A 22,918-nucleotide genomic window follows, 5' to 3' on the forward strand; every position below is an offset into this window, starting at 1 on the left:
TATGATTTTACAGAAAGAATAGCGTTTTTTCTATATGGGTACAAACTTATCTTATCTAGATATGCACTTCGTGCTACCTCTTAAGAAGTTTATTGAGGTATTTGGAAAGTTTGTTATTACAAAGTAATTTTTCATTTAAAAACCCTACAACTAATAGGCGTATTTGCGGATCAATTATAAGGCCAATAATCCCAAATATTAAGCCAGTAAGTATTAAAGATACTAGCGATGGTAAATTGATTAATACGGTACAATAAATACCGTAACTAATTACAAATGCTAAGACGTTGAATATGATCCCTTTAAACAATAATTGGAAACCCTTATGAACAAATAGAGTAAATCCTAGTAATAAGGTTCCTTCTGTTAATATAGATGCTACCGCGGTACCTATCATTCCAAACTTGCTTCCTAATACTATATAACTAATAATAGCTACAATTAGGCCAATTGCCATTGTTGTTGTTCGTTTCCATTGTTGTCCAATTGTTGTTAAATTATCAGCAAGTGGATAGTTGATGGATTGCAAAATAACCATAAAAGCTAAAATAGCTAAGGCACCACTTGCTGATACATATTTTTCACCTAATATGGCTACAATCCAAAATCCTGGATCAGCAATAAATGGAATAGCAATTCCCATTCCTAAGAAAGACATAAGTTTTAATTCAAAATGTGATAGTTTCCTATGCTCATCAAGCTTTTTTTCATTTCCAAATGCAAATAGCTTTGGATAAAATGCAGCTGCAACAACACCTGGTATTTGATAAAGTACTGACGGTATTCGTGAAGCCACCCCAAAATCTGCAATATCGCTTCTTGAAGCAACCTTTTCCAATATAATTGGTCCTAATTGAGGTAGTAACATAATGATAATACCATTTATTGTGAAAACCAAAAGCTGGTTTAAAATTTTCTTGTCCCAACCTTTATGGATAGTCGTATAACGAATGACCATTATAAATGCTATAAATCCTGTAATAAGACTAGATGCTCCATACATAGCCGCAACTAGCATTATATCCCACTGAAAGATCATTCCTAATAGAAGGGCGGCGGCGGCTGTCAATCCTTGTAGAACAGAAATAACAGCCGTAAATTGCATACGTTCCGTTACTTGGAAATAAGCCATCCCAACTCCTTGTAAAGTTGCACCAAACATTGTCGGCAGTACAACTACATAAACTGTGGAACGTAAATAAGGATCCGTATAGAAAAATTGTGCAAAAATGATGAAGGAAATAGAAATTACAACAGCTAATACCAATCTTACACGTAAATAACTACTTATGAGTGTGCTAATATTAGCTCCTTGTCTTGTCCCTTCACGCATAAAGGTATGTGTTAAACCGGCATCTGTAAAATAACAAACAACTGCTGAAACAGCTAATGCAACGATTAAGGTGCCATAGTCGTCTTTTGAAAAATATTTAGCGAACATAATGGTAGCACCAGCAAGTGCAAAGCGAACGATGATGTTACTTACAAATAAATAAGATGCATTTGTAAGGATTTTATTTGTTTTCATTGAAAATACCTTTCTATTCTGTAAAGTCCATTGTACCTTGAAATAAATATGTCTCAACCATTTGAATAAGTACTTGGATAACTAGTTGTATTAATCCTTAAGGTTTAAGATAAATTGCAACTTGTATTCAATTGCATACTTCTAGTTCTAATGTAGTTGCAAATAATTGGAATTTATTTCTATCAACTACAACTACCTCTTCAACGTTTTTTCATATTCAACTTATCATAATACTAATTACATCGTTTTCTCAAGGGATTTTTTTGCATTACATAATCAAAACGAAAATTAATTTAGACATTCAAAATTAATGGAGATAAGTAGAAGTAGATGAGAGAACTCCATAACAACATCTACTTCAGCTTTGGCTATTCTTTCAATAGAATAGCCTTTTTTCATACTTCTGTAAGATTCCTTACAATACTGTAAGCCAATCGTTAGTTACTTCGATGTTTTCAATCTTACATTTTATATAAACTAAAAGTAGATAATCAATCAACAATAAAAACACTTTTAAAGGAGCGAATTCTCATGAAAGAAAACCGAGACTTATTATTCAACCAAATCGTTACTGTTTCTTGCTTAGGCGGCTTCGTTTTACTATCTGGTGTTGCGGCTATTACTAAAATCGCTCAACAACTTTTCATGTAATATATAAATTCATTGCAATTATAAATTATCAAATCACTTAAAGGAGCGAATTCTCATGAAAGAAAACCAAGACTTATTATTCAACCAAATTGTTACTGTTTCTTGCTTAGGCGGTTTTATTTTACTATCTGGTGTTGCGGCTATTACTAAAATCGCTCAACAACTTTTCATGTAATATATAAATTCATTGCAATCATACATTACTAAATTAATTAAAGGAGCGAATCCTTATGAAAGAAAACCAAAACTTATTATTCAACCAAATTGTTACTGTTTCTTGCTTAGGCGGTTTTATTTTACTATCTGGTGTTGCTACTGTTATTAAAATCGCTCAACAACTTTTCATATAATATATCTTCATTACTACTTTAAATTTAAAATCATTCAAGATGACTAAAAATCACTTTTTATATAGATAGATTTCAAAATAAGGATTCCTTACAAAAATGTAAGTTTCCAGTTAGATACATCGATGTTTGCAAATATTCATCCCTTGTAAACTAATAACTAGTTATAGTCCAATTTAAATACACAAATAACTTATAGAGGAGTTTTCATATGAAAAAATTACTTGCTTCATGCGCTGCTTTCGCCTTATTCGCTAGCTTTACGGTAGGATGTGATATATCTTCCCCAAGTAAAATTGGCACAGAAGAATACTACGTTCAAATTCAAGGTGAAGGTGAGATTAAAGATAATAGACGCGTCTATACTTTACCTACTTATAATGAAGATGGAGACGAAAAGAAAGTTACTTTCACTAGCGAAAAACCAAATAATGAAAAAATGAAAGAAAATGCATTTTTACGCCTTTACATTAAACAAGAGGACGAAAAGAAAACAGATATACCAAACACAGAGGTTAAATCTTATGAAGAAGTACAAAAATCAGATTTACCTGCAAAAACAAAAGAAAAATTAGGTGTAAAATAATTATTAAAACAAATAAAGGGAGTATCTCTTACTTAACAAGAGATACTCCCTTTATTTTTGGAATCATAAATTTGCCGCAAACAAAAAGAACCATAACCTCACCAACCTGGCAAGATTATGGTTCATATCATACAAAATGTCACTTTACCTATAAGTTTGCCGCAATTGGAAGCATAAACTTGCCGGAATTCACTTATTTTAGAAGATATTCAACTGATTATCCAAAGAAAATGGAAGCATAACTTTGCCGTGAGTTAATTATTAACGCATAAGCTTGCCGTTAGCTTATGCGGAATTTTATACATATATAGTATAGGAAATAAAGAAACTGATAGCTTATAGCCACTGATATAACGGGATGAATAAGAAACTGCTTATATAGGTGAAGAGGATGCTTCACAGCATGTTAATAAGCCGTGGATTGTTGGTGAGAAGAACTTCTTATAATAGGACGTTATGTTAACCGAGCGTGAATATGATATACAGTCCACATGTTATGTTTGCGATCTCGACAACATAACGCAAATTTTATACGCTAAGGAATTATTAAGAGGAATAACCTTGATAAACAAACAAAAAGAAAAAGCGTGTTTTGAACAAAGATTGATCAAAACACACCTTTAGCTTAATAAGAAAACTCCCTATTCAAATACAACCATTTCTCCCACATCTATAAATCCAAATCTCTTATAGATATTTTTTCCATCATCTGAAGCTTGTAATACAACTGGTTTTTGTTTATCCGTTGTTTGATTTAGAAGAAATTGAAACATTTCACTGCCAATTCCTTTACCTCTAAATGTTTCTTTTGTCATCACATCATAAATACCATAACTATCTTTGCTTTCTATTAATAAACCCGTAGTTACAGGCATTTCATCTATGCATCCAATAAACATTTGAACTTCTGAACCTAATTTCACTTGAGAAAACTTATTAAAATAACTTTCTAATGCGTCTTTTTCTCGTGTACCCTCAAATAAGCTCATGAATACATCTATATATTTTAAAAGTTCTTCATTATTTTTTACATTAGTAATCATAAGTTGATCGGAAATTCTTTGACCAACATTAAGAGTATTTTCAAGTTTCATCATTACATTACGTTCTGCTTCTTTTAGGTCATATTCTTGCATAAGTTTTGTCCAATCCTCGGTTAAATACTGAGCATCAATCCAAATACTAAAGGGATATTTTTCATGAGAAAAATCATCAATGCCATGTCTAATCTTAGCTGCATTTTTGATACTTGGAGATTTCGGCACTACTACATTGAATGTATCAGTAGGAATTCCTGTATTTGCTATGACGAAATCTTCTTCTGTTATAAGTTCTCCACTAACTGTATGAGTAAATACTTTTAATTTTTCTTCTAAATTATTTATTACTAATTGTTGATTTGTAATCATGTTTTTGCACCTTTCAATTCAATTTAGCGCGCTTTTTTTATTATAAGATCAATTAAACACTAAATATACAGTGTTCACAGTATTTACATCCTCCCATAATATTCAGAAAACTATGAGGGGATTTACATTAAGGATTCTATATATAATATGCCCATCTAATTCTAAAACCTTAAATGAAGAGTAATCCATAGAACTTCCAATAACGATAATTATATAACCTACTAATGATGGCCTATTGAGCTATCTTTTTTTGTTGTGTGCATATTAGAAGTATAAGTTTGCCGCAAATAAAAAGAACCATAAGCTTGCCATTCCGGCAAACTTATGGTTCATATCATACAAAAATAAAAAACCACCAAATATGTATTGGTGGAGACGGTGGGAGTCGAACCCACGTCCAAAAATATCGGCACTTAAGCTTCTACGAGTGTAGTCGATATATTAGCGTTTCGCGAACTCTTCGGCCTATCGACAGGCTTCCAAGTTGCTAGTCTGGTTATTCTCTTCCTTTGTCCTCAGACGGCGAACTCCGGCGTAGTCCACTTAGTTTGAGTCCCTTACCCTACCACATGGACGATGGAGGGAGGAACCTTTAGTGCAATTAAGCAGCTAAAGAAAGATTGTTTTGTTTGCCAATTATAGGCTTTGACGTTTTAACGAGGCCGATCCCCTCGACTCGCAACCTAAGCTCGAACTATCCCTGTCGAATCCGTAACGTCCCCATGATAAAAATGGAGCATACGAAGAAAATTTCGTGATAGCTACTAAGAGCTGTTTTTCAATGTGCAACAACCTTACATAAGTTATTATAACATACGCGCGCCGTTTTACAAATGTAAATATCTGTATTACATCTTTTGGCGATCACGGAACGCGCGTGCAATTTCACGTTTAGCTTCTTTCTCTTTTAAATCGTGACGTTTATCGTATTGTTTCTTACCTTTTGCTAAACCAAGTGCCATTTTCGCAAATCCATTTTTTAAATAGATTCTAACTGGAACTAGTGCATATCCTGTTTCTTTTGAAGCACCAGCTAACTTCTCAATTTCTTTTTTATGCAGAAGTAACTTTCTCGTACGAAGCGGATCGTGGTTGAAACGATTTCCTTGCTCGTACGTACTAATATGCATATTATGAACCCATACTTCACCATTATGTACACGTGCAAACGCATCTTTCAAGTTCACGCGTCCAGCGCGAATCGACTTAATTTCCGTTCCTTGAAGGACAAGCCCTGCTTCGTATGTTTCTTCGATGAAATAATCATGAAAAGCTTTTTTATTTTGTGCAATAACCTTACCTGAACCTTTTGGCATATAACGTCCCTCCTCTATTTTTACTATTGTAACAAATGTTACTAAAAAGCGAAAGTGGCTCGCTTAGAATCTTTGGACATTGGGACTCCCGACAGAGAAGCGCTTTTTGCTTCGTCCGAGGGAGTGAAATGGCCAACAGATTCTAGCCACTGTAGCTGGATTATACAAAAAGCGAAAGTGGCTCGTTCAGAATGTGAGGTGGATGGAGCTTCTGACCTTGAGGCGTTCTTTGCCTCTAGAGAAGAAGCGAAGCCGCCGAACATTCTAGCCACTGTAGCTGGATTATACAAAAAGCGAAAGTGGCTCATTCAGAATGTGAGGTGGATGGAGCTTCTGACCTTGAGGCGCTCTTTGCCTCTCGGGAAGAAGCGAAGCCGCCGAACATTCTAGCCACTGTAGCTGGATTCCATAAAAAGCGGAAGTGGCTCGTTCTCCAGCCACTAAGAAAAAAGAAAAAGCCCCGCTTTTTATCAAAGCGAAGCCATCCTTTTCTTACTTACGCTTTTTCTTTTTCTTCTTAAATCCTGGTACGTTTTCGAAGAATGCTTTTTTCTTCTTGCCGTTACCATCTTTTTTCCCTGGTTGGCTAGCGGACGCGGATGCAGATCCTCTTCCTTTACCTTTGCCACCACGATCAAATTTTCTTCCTGTGCCACGTTCTCCGCCGCGCTCATTACTGCGTTCGCTACGTCCGCCGCGTTTCTTTCTGCCTGTTCTTGGCTGTTCGATCACGACTGGGCGGTCTTTGAACTTACGACGAGGCGTACCTTTCATACCAACGATTTCAAAGTCAATTGCACGCTCGTCTTTGTTTACGTTAATAACGCGAATTGTAATTTCGTCACCAATGCGGAATACGTTACCTGTACGTTCGCCGATCATTGCGAAGTGCTGCTCATCATAACGATAGTAATCATCCGTTAAGTAACTAACGTGTACAAGACCTTCAATTGTATTTGGAAGCTCTACGAATAAACCGAAGTTTGTTACAGAGCTAATCATACCATCATACTCTTCACCAATCTTATCGACCATATACTCTGCTTTTTTCATTTCGTCTGTTTCACGTTCTGCTTCAACAGCACGGCGTTCCATATTAGAAGAATGATCTGCAATCTCAGGTAATTTTTCACGCCATTTTGCTTGCGTTTCATTATCGACTTTACCGTTAATGATGTATTCACGAATTAATCGATGAACAATCGTATCTGGGTAACGACGAATTGGTGATGTGAAATGTGTGTAGAACTCAGTTGATAAACCAAAGTGACCTAAACTTTCTGCATCGTAACGTGCTTGCTTCATAGAACGAAGCATTACTGTCGAAATGACTACTTCTTCTGGCTGCCCTTGAACCATTTCAAGAATTTGTTGCAGCGCACGAGGATGTACTTCATTTGCACGTCCTTTTACCGCATATCCAAAGTTCGTTACAAACTCAAAGAAACGCTCTAGCTTATCTTCTTTCGGATCTTCATGGACACGGTACATGAATGGTACGTTCATCCAGTGGAAGTGCTCTGCTACTGTTTCGTTCGCGACAAGCATAAATTCTTCAATTAACTTCTCTGATACAGAACGATCACGCATAACAACGTCTGTCGGTTTTCCTTCTTCATCTACTAATACTTTCGCTTCTTTAAAGTCAAAGTCGATTGCCCCGCGGCGCATACGTTTTTCACGTAAAATTTGTGCCAATTGGCCCATCTCTTTAAACATCGGTACGAGCGGCTCATAGCGTTTAATTAATTCTTCGTCCTCATCTTCTAAAATGCTTCTTACGTCAGCATACGTCATACGCTCTGTCGTTTTAATTACACTTTGGAAAATCTCGTGCTTTACAACGTCACCTAAATTGTTGATTTCCATTTCACAAGATAACGTCAGACGGTCTACTTTCGGATTTAATGAACAAATACCGTTAGATAGACGATGCGGAATCATCGGGATTACACGGTCAACAAGATACACACTCGTCGCTCTTTCTGCTGCTTCTACATCAATTGGAGAACCTTCTTGAACGTAATGGCTTACATCCGCAATGTGAACGCCAAGCTTATAGTTACCGTTCTCAAGCTTCGTTACTGTAACAGCGTCATCTAAATCTTTCGCGTCTGCACCGTCAATCGTTACGATCATTTGGTCACGTAGGTCACGGCGATCTTTTAAATCTTCCTCTGAAATCGTTTCTGGTACACTGTTTGCGTGTTCCATCACTTCCTCTGGGAATGCTAAAGGTAAATGATGTTTATGAATAACAGATAAAATATCTACTCCTGGGTCATTTTTATGACCTAGAATTTGAATAACTTCACCTTCTGCACTTAAACGATTCTCTGGATAGCTCGTAATTTTCACAACTACTTTATGACCTTCTACAGCGCCCATTGATGCGCTTTTCAATACGAAAATGTCACTCGTCCAGCGCTTATTATCAGGTATAACAAATCCAAAGTTTTTCGATTCTGTATATGTACCAACTAGTTCTTTCGTTCCGCGTTCTAAAATGCGTACAATGGAACCTTCTTGACGCGAACCACTCGATTGAGAACTAAGGCGTGCTAATACTGTATCACCATGAAGCGCACCGTTTAATTCTGTAGGCGGAATGAAAAGATCGTCGTCTCCTGTTTTCTTCTCGTCTGGTACAACAAACGCAAAGCCACGTGCATGTCCAATTAACTTACCACGTATTAAATTCATCTTTTCAGGAAGACCGTAACGGTTGCTACGAGTACGAATAACAAGTCCCTTTTCTTCCATCGTTACAAGTGCCTTTACGAAATCTTTAAAGCCCTCAGAACCTTCAATCCCAAATGCCTCTTCTAACTCTTGTATCGTTAGCGGTTTATACGCTTCTTCTCTCATAAATAATAACAACTTATCAATATGTTCTTGTATGATTTCTTCCAAGCAAAAATACCTCCTTTAAAACCTTATATTATTTAGTGTATCCGAAAGATAGGGGATGTATAAAGCGAAACTTCAATACTCCCCTTATGATTTTTACAGTTTTCACAAAAAATTCCTTATGAAAAAAAGAGGCAACTAGATCTTACCAATCTAGTTGCTCCAAGAAGTTATATACATCCTCATGTAGCTCGTCACGCTGCTTATCAAGTGTAATGACATGCGTAGAGTCTTCATACCATTTAATGTCTTTTAACGTTGATTCTACACCGTTATAAATAATGTTCGCACTATCTGTATTAATCATTTCATCATGACGCGCTTGTACAACAAATGTTGGTGCATAAATCATGTCCACATTGTTACGTACGTCAGCAATTAATTGTTGTAATGCTTTTAATGTATTCATCGGTGTCTTTTGGAATTCCAACATTTCTTGTTCGATTTGCTCTGGTGATTTTTGCTCACGCTTTTTATATTCGCGGGCATATGCCAATATACCTTGGTACATCGTTTCTTCACTCTTAATATACATCGGTGCACACATTGGCACTACACCTAAAACCGGTACTGTATAACCTAATTTTAGAGAAAATACGCCGCCAAGTGACAATCCAACGACAGCAATTTTCTCAAACCCTTTATCTTTTAAAAGCTGATATGCTTCCGTTACATCTTGCCACCAATCTTCAGGACCTGTATGAACAAGTTCTTCTGGTGGTACACCGTGCCCTTTATAAATTGGCGCATGACAAGTGTAGCCTTTCTTTTCTAAGAAACGCCCTAACATGCGTACATCAGCTGAGTTTCCTGTGAATCCATGTAGTAATAAAACAGCGCGGTCTCCACCCTCAAATGTAAATGGTTTCGGAGATGCTAATTTCATCATGTACTTCTCCTCTTTCTCTTCTGTAATCTAGTCGTATTCTTTCTATATCTAGTGTACCATATTTATATTTCTATAATCTAATTAGAAACATCTTTCAAATGGCAAAACAAAAAAAGAAGAACCATTAGTACATCTTACTAACGCTTCTTCTTTCCATTCTATAAGTTTAAGTACGTAACACCAATTGTTAATGCGAAGAACAATACAGCTAAAACAATTGTAATACGGTTTAATACCGCTTCAATTCCACGTGCTTTTTGCTTACCAAATAATTGCTCTGCACCGCCTGAAATTGCACCTGAAAGGCCTGAGCTATTACTAGACTGCATAAGTACCATAACAATCATTAAAATCGATACAATAATAAGTAAAACGGATAATAACGTATGCACTTGGCGTACCTCCTACAAAAATTCAGTTATTGTAACTGTAGCATAAATTCTATAGAAAAGCGAGAGCTATAAGGTTGCTCTCGCTTTTCTTCTACTACATGAACATCATTGCAAATAACGGCCCGAGCAAACATGTCAAAATCGCTGTTAATGTCATTGTTACCGATCCAATAACACCTTCATGTTCATTATTTTTCATCGCTCTCATCACACCCATAATATGAGAAGCACATCCAAATCCGATCCCTTTACCAACTGAGTTTGTAACGCGGCTCCATTTCAATAAAAGCGGGCCGGTAATCGTTCCAGTAATACCTGCAATAACAACGAAAGCTGCTGTTAATGACGGTACACCACCAACTTGCTCTGAAACACTCATCGCAACTGGCATTGTCACTGATTTTGGTAAAGAAGATAAAATTAAGCTTTTATCTGTTCCCATAAGTGACGCAATAGCAAAGTCACTTGCAATGGCAACTGTTGTACCTACTAGTACCCCGCCGGCAATCGGTACAACATATTTTTGAAGAACGTGGCGTTGTTTATAAAGAGGAATTGCAAATGCTACAACACCGGGTCCAAGTAGCTTTGCAATCCAGCCACCACCACTTTCCATATAATGTTGATACGGTATATCAAGCACGATAAATAGGAAAGCCATTAATCCTGTTGCTACAAGCATTGGAATGGTGAATGGTGTTGGAAATAATTTATAGATTTTTTTAGATAATTGATATAATAGCACCGTAAAAAGAACCCAACCGATCCCGATTAATATTTGACTCATCGCGACTCTCTTTCCTTTCTATTCGCAAGATATTGTCCTGTATGTCCTGCGACAATAATGATTAAAAATGTACTCGCTACAACTGTAATGAAAAGAGAAATTCCTTTACTCATAAAAAAAGCACCGTAATTCATTAGGCCAAGCGTTGGCGGAATTAATAAAAACGGCATAATAGCAACGAGTGTTTCTGCTCCTAAATCGAACCATTTCACTGGAAGAACTTTTAGGCTAAGTAAAACAAGTAAGAGGAACATTCCAATCAAACTTCCTGGGATCGGAATATTTAACATTTCTTGTACCCAAGTTCCAACCATATAAAAAACGTAAAGAGCAGCAATTTGGACAAGAATCTTTGTAAATTTCATGTTCATCATCCCTCTTGTTTATACGATCTTCTGTTAATATCTTTATCATAGTATAAATTGTAAAAAGCTGCAATTTATCAACTTGACATCAAAAAACACCTATGTTATACGCTTACAACCTTGATATGACTACATTTCCAAGAGAAAATTAAGTCAAAAACCTTGACCTAATATAAGAAGTTTTTATTTTCTGAATTTTAAAGGTTGTTATTTCAATAAAATAATCTTTTTACCTTTAAGCTTACATATATATAAACAAGATAGGTGGTGAACATATGCCCAAAAAAATTCTTATTTTTTGTGATCCTGGCATTGATGATACGATGGCTCTCCTCTTAGCATTCTTTATCGATGAAATAGAAATCATCGGTATTGTTGCTGATTACGGTAATGTTCCAAAAGAGATGGCCGTACAAAATGCTCATTTTCTTAAGAATGAAACAAGGAATAGAAATATTAAGATATTCGGTGGTTCAGAACGCCCTCTTACTGGTGCCCCGCCTGCTTTTTTTACAGAAGTACACGGGAAACAAGGGCTTGGGCCAATTATTCCAAATGGGAATGTGACTAACGGAGAGATGGAGAATTTCTTTGAAGTGATTCCTCTTATTGAACAGTATAAAGATGAATTAATCATTGTAAGTTTAGGAAGACTTACCTCTCTAGCAATTTTATTTATCATGTGCAAACAGTTAATGAAACAAATTAAATCTTACTACGTAATGGGCGGTGCCTTTTTACATCCTGGTAATGTTACCCCTATTTCTGAAGCAAACTTTTATGGCGATCCTGCTGCCGCTAATATAGTCCTTCAATCCTCACCTAACATGTACATCTATCCATTAAACGTCACCCAATATTCCATCATTACACCAGAAATGGCTGAATATATTGAAGCAAAAGGAAAAGCCCCACTCGTCAAACCGTTATTCGATCATTATTACTACGGCTATTATAAAAATGCTCTACCACATTTAAAGGGTAGCCCCTTCCATGACACAATGCCAATACTCGCTTTACTTGATAACTCTATGTTTACGTATCACAAATCACCTATCGTTGTCATGACCGAATCTTATGCACAAGGAGCAAGCATAGGGGAATTTCGTTCTTTAGGAAATTCTAAACCATTTATGGATTGGCCAAGTCATCAAATCGCAATTGATTTTAATTATAATCGTTTCTTTAAACATTTCATGTCACTTATGACGGGTGAGCAATTTTAGCATAAAAAAACAGACCGTGATTTCTCACGGTCTGTCGTTATTTTCTACAATTATCGTTTGATGTTGTAGAAAGATTTGATACCATCGTAAACAGCGATTTCGCCTAGTTCGTCTTCGATGCGTAATAATTGGTTGTACTTAGCAATACGGTCAGTACGGCTCATAGAACCAGTTTTGATTTGGCCAGCGTTAGTTGCAACTGCGATGTCAGCGATTGTAGCATCTTCAGTTTCACCAGAACGGTGAGATACAACTGCTGTGTAACCAGCACGTTTAGCCATTTCGATAGCTTCGAAAGTCTCAGTTAAAGTACCGATTTGGTTAACTTTAATTAAGATTGAGTTAGAGATACCTTTTTCGATACCTTCAGCAAGTTTTTGAGTGTTAGTTACGAATAAGTCGTCACCAACTAATTGTACTTTGCTTCCAAGACGCTCAGTTAATAATTTGTGACCATCCCAGTCGTTTTCGTCTAAACCATCTTCGATAGAGATGATTGGGAAGTCTTTGCAAAGCTCTTCGTAGAAATCAACCATTTCTGCAGAAGTTAAGCCAGTACGGCCTTCGCCTGCAAGGTCATATTTACCAGTTTCTTTGTTGTAGAACTCAGAAGAAGCAACGTCCATTCCTAAGAATACGTTCTCGCCAGCTTTGTAACCAGCTTTTTCGATAGCTTCGATGATTACTTCTAATGCTTCACGGTTAGAACCAAGGTTTGGAGCGAATCCACCTTCGTCACCTACTGCAGTGTTAAGACCTTTGTCATGTAATACAGCTTTAAGTGCATGGAATACTTCAGCACCCATACGGATTGATTCTTTGAATGTTGGAGCACCAACTGGTAAGATCATGAACTCTTGGAAGTCTACGTTGTTATCAGCGTGAGAACCACCGTTGATGATGTTCATCATTGGAGTTGGTAATTGTTTTGCATTGAATCCACCAAGGTAACGGTATAATGGAAGACCTACGAAATCAGCTGCTGCGTGAGCTACTGCCATAGATACACCAAGGATAGCGTTAGCGCCTAGTTTACCTTTGTTTGGAGTGCCATCTAATTCGATCATAGCACGGTCGATACCAGCTTGGTCAGTTACGTCGAAACCAACGATTTCTGGAGCGATAATTTCGTTAACGTTGTTTACTGCGTTAACAACACCTTTACCAAGGTAACGAGATTTGTCACCGTCACGTAATTCTACTGCTTCGTGCTCACCAGTAGATGCACCACTTGGTACGATAGCGCGTCCGAAAGCGCCGCTTTCTGTGTAAACTTCTACTTCTACAGTTGGGTTACCACGAGAGTCAAGGACTTCGCGAGCATAAACATCAATAATTGTTGACATAATAAATTCTCTCCTTTTTATATAAGCAAATTATTTAATAATTGTTTTACCTGTCATTTCTTTCGGTTGCTCAACACCAAGAAGTGTAAGCATAGTTGGAGCGATATCACCTAAGATACCACCTTCACGTAATTCTACGTCGTTCTTAGTAACGATGAAAGGAACCGGGTTAGTTGTATGAGCTGTCATTGGCTCTCCGTCAGAAGTTAATTCTTCGTCAGCATTACCATGGTCAGCAGTAATAAGTGCTACACCATCTTTAGCAAGAATCGCTTCTACAACTTTTCCTAAACATTCGTCAGTTGCTTCTACTGCTTTAATTGTTGGTTCCATCATCCCAGAATGGCCAACCATATCACAGTTCGCAAAGTTAAGAATGATAACATCATGTTTATCATTTTCGATTTCATTTACTAAAGCGTCCGTTACTTCGTAAATGCTCATTTCAGGTTTCAAGTCATACGTTGCAACCTTCGGTGAGTTAATTAAGATACGCTCTTCTCCTGGGAATTCAGCCTCACGACCACCGCTAAAGAAGAATGTAACGTGCGGATACTTTTCAGTTTCCGCAATGCGAAGTTGCTTTAATCCCGCTTGCGCAACAACTTCACCTAAAGTGTTATCAAGGTTCATTGGCTTGAATGCCACGTAACCATCTACTGTTTCACTAAAGTGTGTCATACATACGAATTCTGGAATGTGAGGTACTTTTTCACCACGATCGAACTCACGGAAGTCTTCGTTTGTAAATACACGAGCAATTTGAATTGCACGGTCTGGACGGAAGTTATAGAAGATAACTGCATCATCATCATTGATTGTTGCAACTGGCGTGTTATCTTCGTTAACAATTACAGACGGCAATACGAATTCATCATAGATACCATTTGCATAAGAGTCTTCTACACACTCTTCCGCTGATTTATAAGTAGGTCCTTCACCATTCACCATAGCACGGTAACATTTTTCTACGCGATCCCAACGCTTGTCACGGTCCATGGAGTAATAACGACCAGAGATAGTCGCGAATTGTCCTACTCCTGTTTCTTTAATTACTTCATTTGTTGCATCAATATAGCTTTGTGCTGTTTTTGGTCCAACATCGCGGCCATCTAAGAATGCATGAATGTATACTTTCTCAACGCCTTCTTTAGCTGCTAAGCGAAGAAGAGCAAACATGTGGTTCATGTGACTGTGCACACCACCGTCAGAAAGTAAACCGAATAAATGAAGTGCAGTACCTTTTTCTTTTACGCTTTTAATTGCACTTTGGAACGTTTCGTTCTTATCGAACTCACCTTCACGAATTGCAACGTTTACGCGTGTTAAGCTTTGATATACAATGCGGCCAGCACCGATATTTAAGTGACCAACCTCAGAGTTACCCATTTGACCTTCTGGAAGACCTACTGCCTCGCCACAAGCTGTAAGCGTTGTGTGAGGGAATTTGTTCCAGTAACCATCAAAATTAGGTTTCTTAGCTTGTGCTACAGCATTCCCGTAAGTTTCTTCACGAAGTCCGAAACCGTCAAGAATGATTAAAGCTGTTGGCTTTCTCATTTTACCGCCCCCAGAAGACCTAAGAACGAAGCAGGCTCTAAGCTAGCACCGCCAACTAAAGCGCCGTCGATGTCAGATTGTGCCATGTACTCTTTAATGTTTTCTGGTTTTACGCTACCGCCGTATTGAATACGAACAGCTTCTGCAGCAGCTGGAGAAACAGCTTCTGCAACAACTTTACGGATGTGCGCACATACTTCGTTTGCATCTGCAGAAGAAGAAGATTTACCTGTACCGATAGCCCAGATTGGCTCATAAGCGATAACAGTTGCTTTAACTTGCTCTTCTGTTAAACCTGCAAGTGCTTTTGTCACTTGACCTGCTACTAGATCAAATGTTTTTCCGCTTTCGCGCTCTTCTAAAGTCTCACCACAACATACGATTGGTGTTAAACCATGTTCAAATGCTGCGATAGTCTTTTTGTTTACTGACTCATCTGTTTCAGCAAACATTTCACGACGCTCAGAGTGGCCAAGTACTACGTAGCCTACTTTTAAGTCGCTAAGTGCTACTGGGCTAATTTCGCCAGTGAATGCACCATTTTTTTCGAAGTGCATGTTTTGTGCACCTACTTGTAAATCAGTTCCTTCAGTCGCTGCTACAAGGCGCTCTAAGAATAGAGCTGGAGAGCAAACTACTGCATCAACAGCTGAAGCTGCTGGGATTTGACCTTTAACTTCCTCTACGAAGCTAACTGCTTCAGATAGAGTTTTATTCATTTTCCAGTTACCTGCGATAATTGGTTTACGCATGCTTTGCACCGTCCTTTTTCTTTGGCTGCTACTTATTTGTCGTTAAGACAAACTACACCTGGAAGCTCTTTACCTTCCATAAATTCTAATGACGCACCGCCGCCAGTAGAAATGTGGCTCATTTTATCAGCCATACCGAATTTTTCAACAGCTGCTGCAGAGTCACCACCGCCGATAACAGAGTATGTACCTTCTGCATCTGCTAATGCTTGTCCTACTGCTTTTGTACCTTGTGAGAATGGAGTCATTTCGAATACACCCATTGGTCCATTCCATACAACAAGCTTAGAGTTTTTAATTACATCTGCATAAATTTCACGTGTTTTAGGACCGATGTCCACGCCTTCCCAGTTAGAAGGGATAGAGTCGATACCAACGATTTTAGTTGTTGCAGTTTCAGAGAATTCCTCAGTGATTACAACATCAACTGGCATGTAGAAGTTTACGCCTTTTTCTTTTGCAAGTTGCATAAATTCTTTAGCTAGTTCAATCTTGTCGTCTTCACATAGAGATAGACCAATTTCATGACCTAAAGCTTTAACGAATGTGTAAGCAAGTCCGCCACCGATGATTAAGTTATCTACTTTGTCTAATAGATGACGAATTACACCGATTTTATCTTTTACTTTCGCACCACCGATGATAGCTGTGAATGGACGTTCTGGGTTAGAAAGTGCTTTACCTAATACTTCTAACTCTTTTTCCATTAATAGACCAGATACTGCTGGTAGGTAGTCTGCGATTCCTGCTGTAGAAGCATGAGCACGGTGAGCTGCACCGAATGCATCGTTTACGAAGATGTCAGCAAGAGCTGCAAATTCTTTCGCAAGTTCTGCATCGTTCTTTTCTTCGCCCGCATAGAAACGTACGTTTTCAAGAACTAATACGTCGCCTTCGTTCATTGCTGCAACCATTTCTTGTACAGCTGGTCCGAATGCTTCGTCTGCTTTTTTAACGTCTTTACCAAGAAGCTCGCCTAAACGTGCTGCTACTGGAGTTAAACGCATTTCTTCTACTACTTGACCTTTTGGACGGCCTAAGTGGCTTGCTAAAATAACTTTCGCACCTTGCTCTACTAAATATTGAATTGTAGGAAGAGCTGCACGGATACGAGTTTCATCTGTAATTTTGCCTTCTTTCATAGGTACGTTGAAGTCAACGCGGCAAAATACACGCTTACCTTTTAAATCTACGTCACGAATTGATTTTTTGTTCATTGGATTTCCCTCCGACTACTAGTTAGGATTGACAAAACCCACTCAAAAGCTTAACACATTTGCTTTTAAAACGAAAGAAGAGAGAGAGGGAACAAACCCTCTCCCTCGTTTTGTCATTGATAACTTATATAATTAAGAATTAAAGACCTTTAGAAGTCATGTAAGCTGCTAGGTCTACTACGCGGTTAGAGTAACCAGTTTCGTTATCGTACCAAGAAAGTACTTTAACCATGTTACCTTCCATTACCATTGTAGATAATGCATCGATTGTAGAAGAAGCTGTACATCCGTTATAGTCGATAGATACTAATGGCTCTTCGCTGTATCCAAGGATACCTTTTAATTCGCCTTCAGCTGCTGCTTTGAATGCTGCATTTACTTCTTCAACTGTTACTTCTTTGTCAAGTTCAACAACTAGGTCAACTAGAGAAACGTTAGCAGTTGGAACACGTACAGCGCCACCGTTTAATTTACCTTTAAGTTCTGGTAATACTAATGCTACAGCTTTAGCTGCACCAGTAGATGTTGGGATCATGTTTTCAGCTGCTGCACGAGCACGACGTAAATCTTTGTGTGGTAAGTCTAAGATTTGTTGGTCGTTAGTGTAAGAGTGAATTGTTGTCATCATTCCGCGTTTTACGCCGAATTTTTCGTTTAATACTTTAGCGAATGGAGCTAAACAGTTTGTAGTACAAGAAGCGTTAGATACTACGTTGTGGTTAGCTGCATCGTATTGTTCGTGGTTAACACCCATAACTACAGTGATATCTTCGTCAGAAGCTGGAGCTGAGATGATAACTTTCTTAACTGATCCACCTAAGTGTTTTTCAGCGTCTGATTTTTTAGTGAAACGGCCAGTAGATTCTACTACTACTTCTACTCCGTAGTCGCTCCATGGTAATTGAGCTGGGTCACGCTCAGCGATAACTTTAATTTCTTTACCGTTAACAACGATGCTGTTTTCGTTAGCAGATACTTCTGCATTTAAAGTTCCGTGAACTGTGTCATATTTTAAAAGGTGAGCTAATGTTTTAGCATCTGTTAAGTCGTTGATTGCTACTACTTCTACCTCAGAGTTGTTAAGAGCTGCGCGGAATACGTTACGTCCGATACGTCCAAATCCATTAATACCAATTTTAGTCATTTGAATTTCCTCCTTGGGGGATTATATTAAAGGGTAATACCCTTTGTTAACTGTTTTGCTGCACCTTCATCTGTAATTAGAATTGAAGTGTGCCCTTGTTTAATTACAGCCTGTATTGCCTTTGCCTTTGAAGAACCTCCAGCGACTGCAACAACGTGAGATACATTTTGTAAATCCTCAAGTTGCATACCAACTGTTCTTACTTTATGAACAACATTTCCTTGTTCATTAAAGTAGTAACCGAAAGCTTCGCCAACTGCTTCGCTTGCCTGAATCTTTAACCAATCTGCTTCTGAAGTATTTCTGCGACGTGCCATTGTTAACGCATCACCTATTCCATGAATGACGATATTGGAAGATCGAATCAACTCAAGAACTTCTTTCACGGAAGGCTCTGTCACAATAGACGCATATGCTTCGCTGCTAACATGGTCTGGAACATACAATAAGCGATAATTACTCATCGTATTTTGCGCCATCTTGGCACAAATAGTATTGGCTTCTAACTCGACGCCTTCTCCAATTCCACCACGTGCTGGGACAAATAGCATATGTAAATCTTTGCAATCAAGCTGCATCATGTCCGCAACAGCAGCTAGCGTAGTTCCTCCAGCCACAGCAACGATATTATTCGCTGTCAGACGGTCTTTTATACAAGTCACACAAGCACGGCCCATCTCCAGTTTGACCCAAGGCGATTCATCACTATCACCAGGGACAACGAAAACTTCATCCAAGTCTAATGTTTCCTTAAGTTGCTTTTCTAAAACCTTTAACCCGGAAATTTCTTTCATAAAGTCTTCCAAAGCAAGAACTAAAGCTGTTCCTTCTTCTGTCAATGTCATTCCAGAAGAAGCGACGTGAACTAAGTTTTGTTCTTTCAAAACTTGAACTTCACTTCGCAATACTCGTTCTGTCATACCGAGACTTGCTGATAAGTTTCTTCTTCCAATCGGCTGCATGAGCCTAATGTATTGAAGAATTTGCATTCTCGTTTGCATAACAGGTAGCAGATCAGGTAATAATTTTTTTGTGTTCTGAATCCATGAGCGCATATCTTTTCTCCTCACTACATCGGTTCATTTTTCCTCCATGGTCACTTTACGTCCCGTAGTGACATTTTGTGTCCCACATAGGTTAAAAAAATAATCCCTGCTACGTGTATTATTGTAACAGGAGATAGAAACTTATTCAACTCTTAACTGCATTCTTTATATAGTTTATTATGACACCTTTGTGAATGTTACCATATTCTACTTGTTTTCCGTCTATTTCTACAACCGGAATCATTAGATGATATTTTTCTAAAAGGTCATTATCTTCATATATATCTATTTCCTCGATTTGAAAAGAATATTCACATTGTACTTCCTGTAAAACTTGTTTCGCCTTCACGCAAAGGCCGCAATCATTTTTTGTATACAGTACAACTTTCATCTTCTTCACCTATCCGATTGTTTTTCGTAATGACGACGCTGGAATGTGCATTTGCTCTCTATACTTCGCCACTGTTCTTCGAGAAATAACGATTTCATGCTCTTCTTCTAATAATTTTGAAATCTTTTGATCTGAAAGTGGCTTTTTCTTATTCTCTGCCTCAACAAGCGTTTGAATAAATTGTTTTACACGCTTTGTAGAAACTGCTTCATCTTCAGTAGTCGAAACGGCATTACTAAAGAACGATTTCATCTCAAATAAACCGTGTGGTGTTTGCACATATTTATTTCGCGTTGCCCGACTAATTGTCGATTCATGGACGCTTAACTCTTCTGCTACTTCTTTTAAAGCAAGTGGCTTTAAATACTCCGGACCTTTCCAGAAGAAATCACGTTGTTTTTCCATAATAATGGTCATTACTTGCAAAAGCGTTTGTTTTCTCTGTTTCAAACTACGCATAATCCACTGCACATGCTGATACTTTTCTGAAACGTAAGATGCTACTTCACTTTCACTATTATTAAGAAGCGCACTATATTCAGAATGAATTTCAATTCTCGGCATATTTCTCTCATTCATTTGTAAAACGAGACGATCGCCATCTTTTTTCACTGCCATATCAGGCACAATATAAAGTGGTTTATCAGAAGAAAACGCAAGACCTGGTTTCGGCTGTAATGACGTAATACAGTTCACCGCCGATTGCAATTCCTCATTACTACACTTCAACACTTGAACGAGCTTTCGCCAATCTTTCTTCACGAAATAAGCGAAATGGTCTTCTACAACCTCTTCTGCTAATCCATTCCGTCTTTGTAAGCGCTTCAATTGCAAAGTTAGACATTCCTGAATATTACGCGCTCCTACCCCTGCTGGCTCCAGTGATTGGACAAGCTCTACAGAGCGGTCAACTACATGAAGTGGTACGGAAAGAAGATTTGCTAACTCTTCATTCGTTTCTTGTAAATACCCATTTCCATCCATGTTCATAATAATGAAAGAAGCTACTTTTCGCTCTTCTTCCTCTATTTTATAATACTGTATTTGATTTAATAAATGTTGCTGAATCGTTGTAGAATCCACACTGTAGATTTCCATCTGATTCTCGACTTGTTTGCTGGTACTTTTACTGTTGTTAGAGCTCTTTTTCTTCTCCCTCTCAAAACCACCTAACTCAATAAGGGGATTCTCTAACGATTGCTCATACAAAAACTCCGATAATTCTTGTACATTATACTGGAGCATTGTAATCGCTTGCCTTAACTCTTGTGTCATTGCCAAACGTAAGCTTTGTTCTTGTAAAAGACTTGCCTTCAAACTAATCTCCCCCTTGTTTCTATTGTACAATAAGTTTGGTAAAAGGAGAATGCTATCACAGACACCCATTCCAAAATATTATTAATTTATATGTATTAATGAGATTTACAACTTACAACCGAAATTTGAATAATATTGAAAGAAAATATTAAACTCATTTTTTATTACCACGTACTAATAGTAACTTTTAATTTTATATATAACAACATTAAATTTATCTCTTTTCAATCCCAAAATAAAAAGAGCAGTTTAGGTATAGTGACTCTTCACTATGCCTAACTACTCTTTTATGATTACTATTAAGGAAGAAACCTCTTATTTAAAGCTAAGGAACTTTGATTCCTAATTACATAGGAATCATAGAGATAATCGTTCGATTCACTAGACGCTCCTTGAATTCCTCTCATCTCTTCCACAGATAACTCAACTATTTTTTTCGCACTTCTCTCGCCACTACTATCCATCATTTTTTGTTTTCTTTTCGAAAAAAATCTCATTATTTATTCCCCCCTACAATTAATTATTTTTTAACAATTGACTAAATTTAAGGCTCTTACCACTTCTTAATACACCTTTTGGATAGACCTTCGCTGCAAACATAGCAATTAAACTGATGCTAGCCAATAATACAACCATAGATGTAATAATTTCTAAATTCCCAACCGATCCATTAATAATCCTAACTACCATACTAATCGGAGCTGTAAACGGTACATATGATGTTACCCTTGATACTAGCCCTTCAGGGTTATCAAGTACTACTAATAACTCCACCACTAAGCTTCCCATCAATATAAGAGTGATTGGCATCGTTGTTCCGGATAATTCTTCTGGCCTGCTTACCATCGAACCAAACACTGCGAAAAGTGCCGCATAAACGAAGTAACCGAGAACAAAATATAACAAGAAATATGCAGCATGCTCACCTGTAATCAAATTCACATCAATATTCACTCCAAAAAACGAATCCGACACCTTAAAAATTCCAGATTTAATATATAGCGCCATACTAAGGAAGAAAATAAATAACTGTGTCAAGCTAGCAAGACCGACTCCTAAAATTTTCCCGAAAACCATATGGACAGGAGATACTTTTGTGACCATCACTTCCATAACACGTGAGGCCTTCTCTGACGCAACTGCTGTCGCGATAGCATTTCCATATGAAGTGATCGCTAAGTACATAATCGCTACTAATAAATATACTAGTAAGAACGAACTTGTTTCTTCGTTATTTAAGTTTTGTTTTTTCGCTTGCACGTTCATCGTCAGTGATTTCACAGCCTCTTCTGATAACTGTTGTTTAACTACCGCACTTTGAAAATACTGATTTTGTACAAATACCTGTGCACTTTGAATCAACTTAGGATTATCCAGCTTCATAAAGTAATCTAATACTGGTTCAGCACCCACGCCCTCTTTTAATATAAAGAGCGCTTCGATTTTCTTATCTAACAATTCTTGCTTATATTGATTTAATTTTGTTTTATCTCCTAAAGACCAATCCCATTCCGGAAGAGCTTTACTAAGATTAGATTGATCCACCGTAACATTAGGTGCTTCAGAAATAAATACAACCTTTGCTTTTTCTTTCTCTCCAGAAAACTTTTGTACTAAAGTTGGAAAAGAGAATAAGAATATCCCTCCTCCTATTAATAACAATGTCATCCCAATAAATATTTTCGTCCTCACACGATCCCAGTACGTTTGCCCTAAAACAATCCAGAAATTCCTCATTA

21 protein-coding genes and 1 other RNA gene are annotated in these 22,918 nt (G+C 37.6%); 3 read left to right on the plus strand and 19 right to left on the minus strand.

Annotation, left to right across the window (positions count from 1 at the left end; genetic code table 11):
• Positions 1-73: 73 nt before the first annotated feature.
• The gene (locus tag MR147_RS21955) at positions 74-1,528 is read right to left on the minus strand and encodes an oligosaccharide flippase family protein (protein ID WP_074608734.1); all 1,455 of its coding nucleotides are present in this window, start codon (positions 1,526-1,528) and stop codon (positions 74-76) included.
• Between the two features lie 881 nt (positions 1,529-2,409).
• Here MR147_RS21955 and MR147_RS21960 point away from each other — a divergent pair.
• Positions 2,410-2,529, plus strand: coding sequence for a DUF4027 family protein (locus MR147_RS21960; RefSeq protein WP_242304746.1), 120 nt, complete (start codon positions 2,410-2,412; stop codon positions 2,527-2,529).
• A gap of 208 nt (positions 2,530-2,737) precedes the next feature.
• Complete coding sequence (locus MR147_RS21965) at positions 2,738-3,112, plus strand: YxeA family protein (RefSeq protein WP_242304747.1); 375 nt, start codon at positions 2,738-2,740, stop codon at positions 3,110-3,112.
• A 641-nt stretch (positions 3,113-3,753) separates the two neighbouring features.
• Here MR147_RS21965 and MR147_RS21970 read toward each other — a convergent pair.
• The 8 genes from MR147_RS21970 to MR147_RS22005 form a co-directional block, all read right to left on the minus strand.
• Entirely contained in the window at positions 3,754-4,521 is a 768-nt protein-coding gene (locus MR147_RS21970) for a GNAT family N-acetyltransferase (RefSeq protein ID WP_242304748.1), read from the minus strand.
• A 367-nt stretch (positions 4,522-4,888) separates the two neighbouring features.
• Positions 4,889-5,243, minus strand: a transfer-messenger RNA (tmRNA) gene (ssrA, locus tag MR147_RS21975).
• Positions 5,244-5,369: 126 nt separating this feature from the next.
• On the minus strand, positions 5,370-5,837 hold the full coding sequence (gene smpB / locus MR147_RS21980) for an SsrA-binding protein (RefSeq protein WP_001123905.1): 468 nt from the start codon (positions 5,835-5,837) through the stop codon (positions 5,370-5,372).
• 492 nt (positions 5,838-6,329) lie between these two features.
• Entirely contained in the window at positions 6,330-8,750 is a 2,421-nt protein-coding gene (gene rnr / locus MR147_RS21985) for a ribonuclease R (protein ID WP_242304749.1), read from the minus strand.
• Between the two features lie 142 nt (positions 8,751-8,892).
• Positions 8,893-9,633, minus strand: coding sequence for a carboxylesterase (gene estA, locus MR147_RS21990; RefSeq protein WP_000761976.1), 741 nt, complete (start codon positions 9,631-9,633; stop codon positions 8,893-8,895).
• A 161-nt stretch (positions 9,634-9,794) separates the two neighbouring features.
• Positions 9,795-10,028 (minus strand): preprotein translocase subunit SecG, encoded by a 234-nt coding sequence (gene secG / locus MR147_RS21995; protein WP_000557262.1) that lies wholly within the window; start codon positions 10,026-10,028, stop codon positions 9,795-9,797.
• Between the two features lie 94 nt (positions 10,029-10,122).
• Entirely contained in the window at positions 10,123-10,815 is a 693-nt protein-coding gene (locus MR147_RS22000; protein ID WP_000078304.1) for an LrgB family protein, read from the minus strand.
• Positions 10,812-11,180 carry a CidA/LrgA family holin-like protein gene (locus MR147_RS22005; protein WP_000673222.1) on the minus strand — a complete coding sequence of 123 codons (369 nt, stop codon included), beginning with the start codon at positions 11,178-11,180 and terminating at the stop codon, positions 10,812-10,814. Before MR147_RS22005 ends, MR147_RS22000 begins: the two co-directional genes overlap by 4 nt.
• A gap of 275 nt (positions 11,181-11,455) precedes the next feature.
• Here MR147_RS22005 and MR147_RS22010 point away from each other — a divergent pair, with 275 nt between their 5' ends.
• Positions 11,456-12,406, plus strand: coding sequence for a nucleoside hydrolase (locus MR147_RS22010; protein WP_242304750.1), 951 nt, complete (start codon positions 11,456-11,458; stop codon positions 12,404-12,406).
• Positions 12,407-12,456: 50 nt separating this feature from the next.
• Here MR147_RS22010 and eno read toward each other — a convergent pair whose 3' ends face one another.
• From eno to MR147_RS22060, 10 genes are all read right to left on the minus strand, one after another.
• Positions 12,457-13,752, minus strand: a complete 1,296-nt coding sequence (gene eno / locus MR147_RS22015) for a phosphopyruvate hydratase (RefSeq protein WP_000103957.1) — start codon at positions 13,750-13,752, stop codon at positions 12,457-12,459.
• Positions 13,753-13,782: 30 nt separating this feature from the next.
• Positions 13,783-15,312: a 2,3-bisphosphoglycerate-independent phosphoglycerate mutase gene (gpmI, locus tag MR147_RS22020; RefSeq protein WP_001231150.1), complete on the minus strand. Its 1,530-nt coding sequence runs from the start codon at positions 15,310-15,312 to the stop codon at positions 13,783-13,785.
• Positions 15,309-16,064: a triose-phosphate isomerase gene (tpiA, locus tag MR147_RS22025; RefSeq protein ID WP_001231037.1), complete on the minus strand. Its 756-nt coding sequence runs from the start codon at positions 16,062-16,064 to the stop codon at positions 15,309-15,311. Before tpiA ends, gpmI begins: the two co-directional genes overlap by 4 nt.
• Before the next feature lie 32 nt (positions 16,065-16,096).
• Positions 16,097-17,281 carry a phosphoglycerate kinase gene (locus MR147_RS22030; protein ID WP_001036349.1) on the minus strand — a complete coding sequence of 395 codons (1,185 nt, stop codon included), beginning with the start codon at positions 17,279-17,281 and terminating at the stop codon, positions 16,097-16,099.
• 139 nt (positions 17,282-17,420) lie between these two features.
• Entirely contained in the window at positions 17,421-18,425 is a 1,005-nt protein-coding gene (gene gap, locus MR147_RS22035; protein WP_000161236.1) for a type I glyceraldehyde-3-phosphate dehydrogenase, read from the minus strand.
• A gap of 26 nt (positions 18,426-18,451) precedes the next feature.
• On the minus strand, positions 18,452-19,480 hold the full coding sequence (gene cggR / locus MR147_RS22040) for a gapA transcriptional regulator CggR (RefSeq protein ID WP_001258187.1): 1,029 nt from the start codon (positions 19,478-19,480) through the stop codon (positions 18,452-18,454).
• Positions 19,481-19,616: 136 nt separating this feature from the next.
• Complete coding sequence (locus MR147_RS22045) at positions 19,617-19,862, minus strand: glutaredoxin family protein (RefSeq protein ID WP_000869738.1); 246 nt, start codon at positions 19,860-19,862, stop codon at positions 19,617-19,619.
• A 9-nt stretch (positions 19,863-19,871) separates the two neighbouring features.
• A complete protein-coding gene (gene rpoN, locus MR147_RS22050; protein ID WP_000647974.1) occupies positions 19,872-21,179 on the minus strand; it encodes an RNA polymerase factor sigma-54 in 1,308 nt (435 codons plus the stop codon).
• A gap of 299 nt (positions 21,180-21,478) precedes the next feature.
• Positions 21,479-21,676 carry a hypothetical protein gene (locus tag MR147_RS22055; RefSeq protein ID WP_001210631.1) on the minus strand — a complete coding sequence of 66 codons (198 nt, stop codon included), beginning with the start codon at positions 21,674-21,676 and terminating at the stop codon, positions 21,479-21,481.
• 19 nt (positions 21,677-21,695) lie between these two features.
• A complete protein-coding gene (locus MR147_RS22060) occupies positions 21,696-22,916 on the minus strand; it encodes an ABC transporter permease (protein ID WP_074608743.1) in 1,221 nt (406 codons plus the stop codon).
• Positions 22,917-22,918: the final 2 nt, after the last annotated feature.

Source organism: Bacillus cereus group sp. BfR-BA-01350 (assembly GCF_022663775.1).
GTDB lineage: Bacteria > Bacillota > Bacilli > Bacillales > Bacillaceae_G > Bacillus_A > Bacillus_A paranthracis.

Bases quoted from the DNA above. Each gene is read 5' to 3' on its own strand.
- MR147_RS21955 (WP_074608734.1), bottom strand. From the start codon at position 1,528: ATGAAAACAAATAAAATCCTTACAAATGCATCTTATTTATTTGTAAGT.
- MR147_RS21960 (WP_242304746.1), top strand. From the start codon at position 2,410: ATGAAAGAAAACCAAAACTTATTATTCAACCAAATTGTTACTGTTTCT.
- MR147_RS21965 (WP_242304747.1), top strand. From the start codon at position 2,738: ATGAAAAAATTACTTGCTTCATGCGCTGCTTTCGCCTTATTCGCTAGC.
- MR147_RS21970 (WP_242304748.1), bottom strand. From the start codon at position 4,521: ATGATTACAAATCAACAATTAGTAATAAATAATTTAGAAGAAAAATTA.
- smpB (WP_001123905.1), bottom strand. From the start codon at position 5,837: ATGCCAAAAGGTTCAGGTAAGGTTATTGCACAAAATAAAAAAGCTTTT.
- estA (WP_000761976.1), bottom strand. From the start codon at position 9,633: ATGAAATTAGCATCTCCGAAACCATTTACATTTGAGGGTGGAGACCGC.
- MR147_RS22000 (WP_000078304.1), bottom strand. From the start codon at position 10,815: ATGAGTCAAATATTAATCGGGATCGGTTGGGTTCTTTTTACGGTGCTA.
- MR147_RS22005 (WP_000673222.1), bottom strand. From the start codon at position 11,180: ATGAAATTTACAAAGATTCTTGTCCAAATTGCTGCTCTTTACGTTTTT.
- MR147_RS22010 (WP_242304750.1), top strand. From the start codon at position 11,456: ATGCCCAAAAAAATTCTTATTTTTTGTGATCCTGGCATTGATGATACG.
- eno (WP_000103957.1), bottom strand. From the start codon at position 13,752: ATGTCAACAATTATTGATGTTTATGCTCGCGAAGTCCTTGACTCTCGT.
- gpmI (WP_001231150.1), bottom strand. From the start codon at position 15,312: ATGAGAAAGCCAACAGCTTTAATCATTCTTGACGGTTTCGGACTTCGT.
- tpiA (WP_001231037.1), bottom strand. From the start codon at position 16,064: ATGCGTAAACCAATTATCGCAGGTAACTGGAAAATGAATAAAACTCTA.
- MR147_RS22030 (WP_001036349.1), bottom strand. From the start codon at position 17,281: ATGAACAAAAAATCAATTCGTGACGTAGATTTAAAAGGTAAGCGTGTA.
- gap (WP_000161236.1), bottom strand. From the start codon at position 18,425: ATGACTAAAATTGGTATTAATGGATTTGGACGTATCGGACGTAACGTA.
- cggR (WP_001258187.1), bottom strand. From the start codon at position 19,480: ATGCGCTCATGGATTCAGAACACAAAAAAATTATTACCTGATCTGCTA.
- MR147_RS22045 (WP_000869738.1), bottom strand. From the start codon at position 19,862: ATGAAAGTTGTACTGTATACAAAAAATGATTGCGGCCTTTGCGTGAAG.
- MR147_RS22055 (WP_001210631.1), bottom strand. From the start codon at position 21,676: ATGAGATTTTTTTCGAAAAGAAAACAAAAAATGATGGATAGTAGTGGC.
- MR147_RS22060 (WP_074608743.1), bottom strand. From the start codon at position 22,916: ATGAGGAATTTCTGGATTGTTTTAGGGCAAACGTACTGGGATCGTGTG.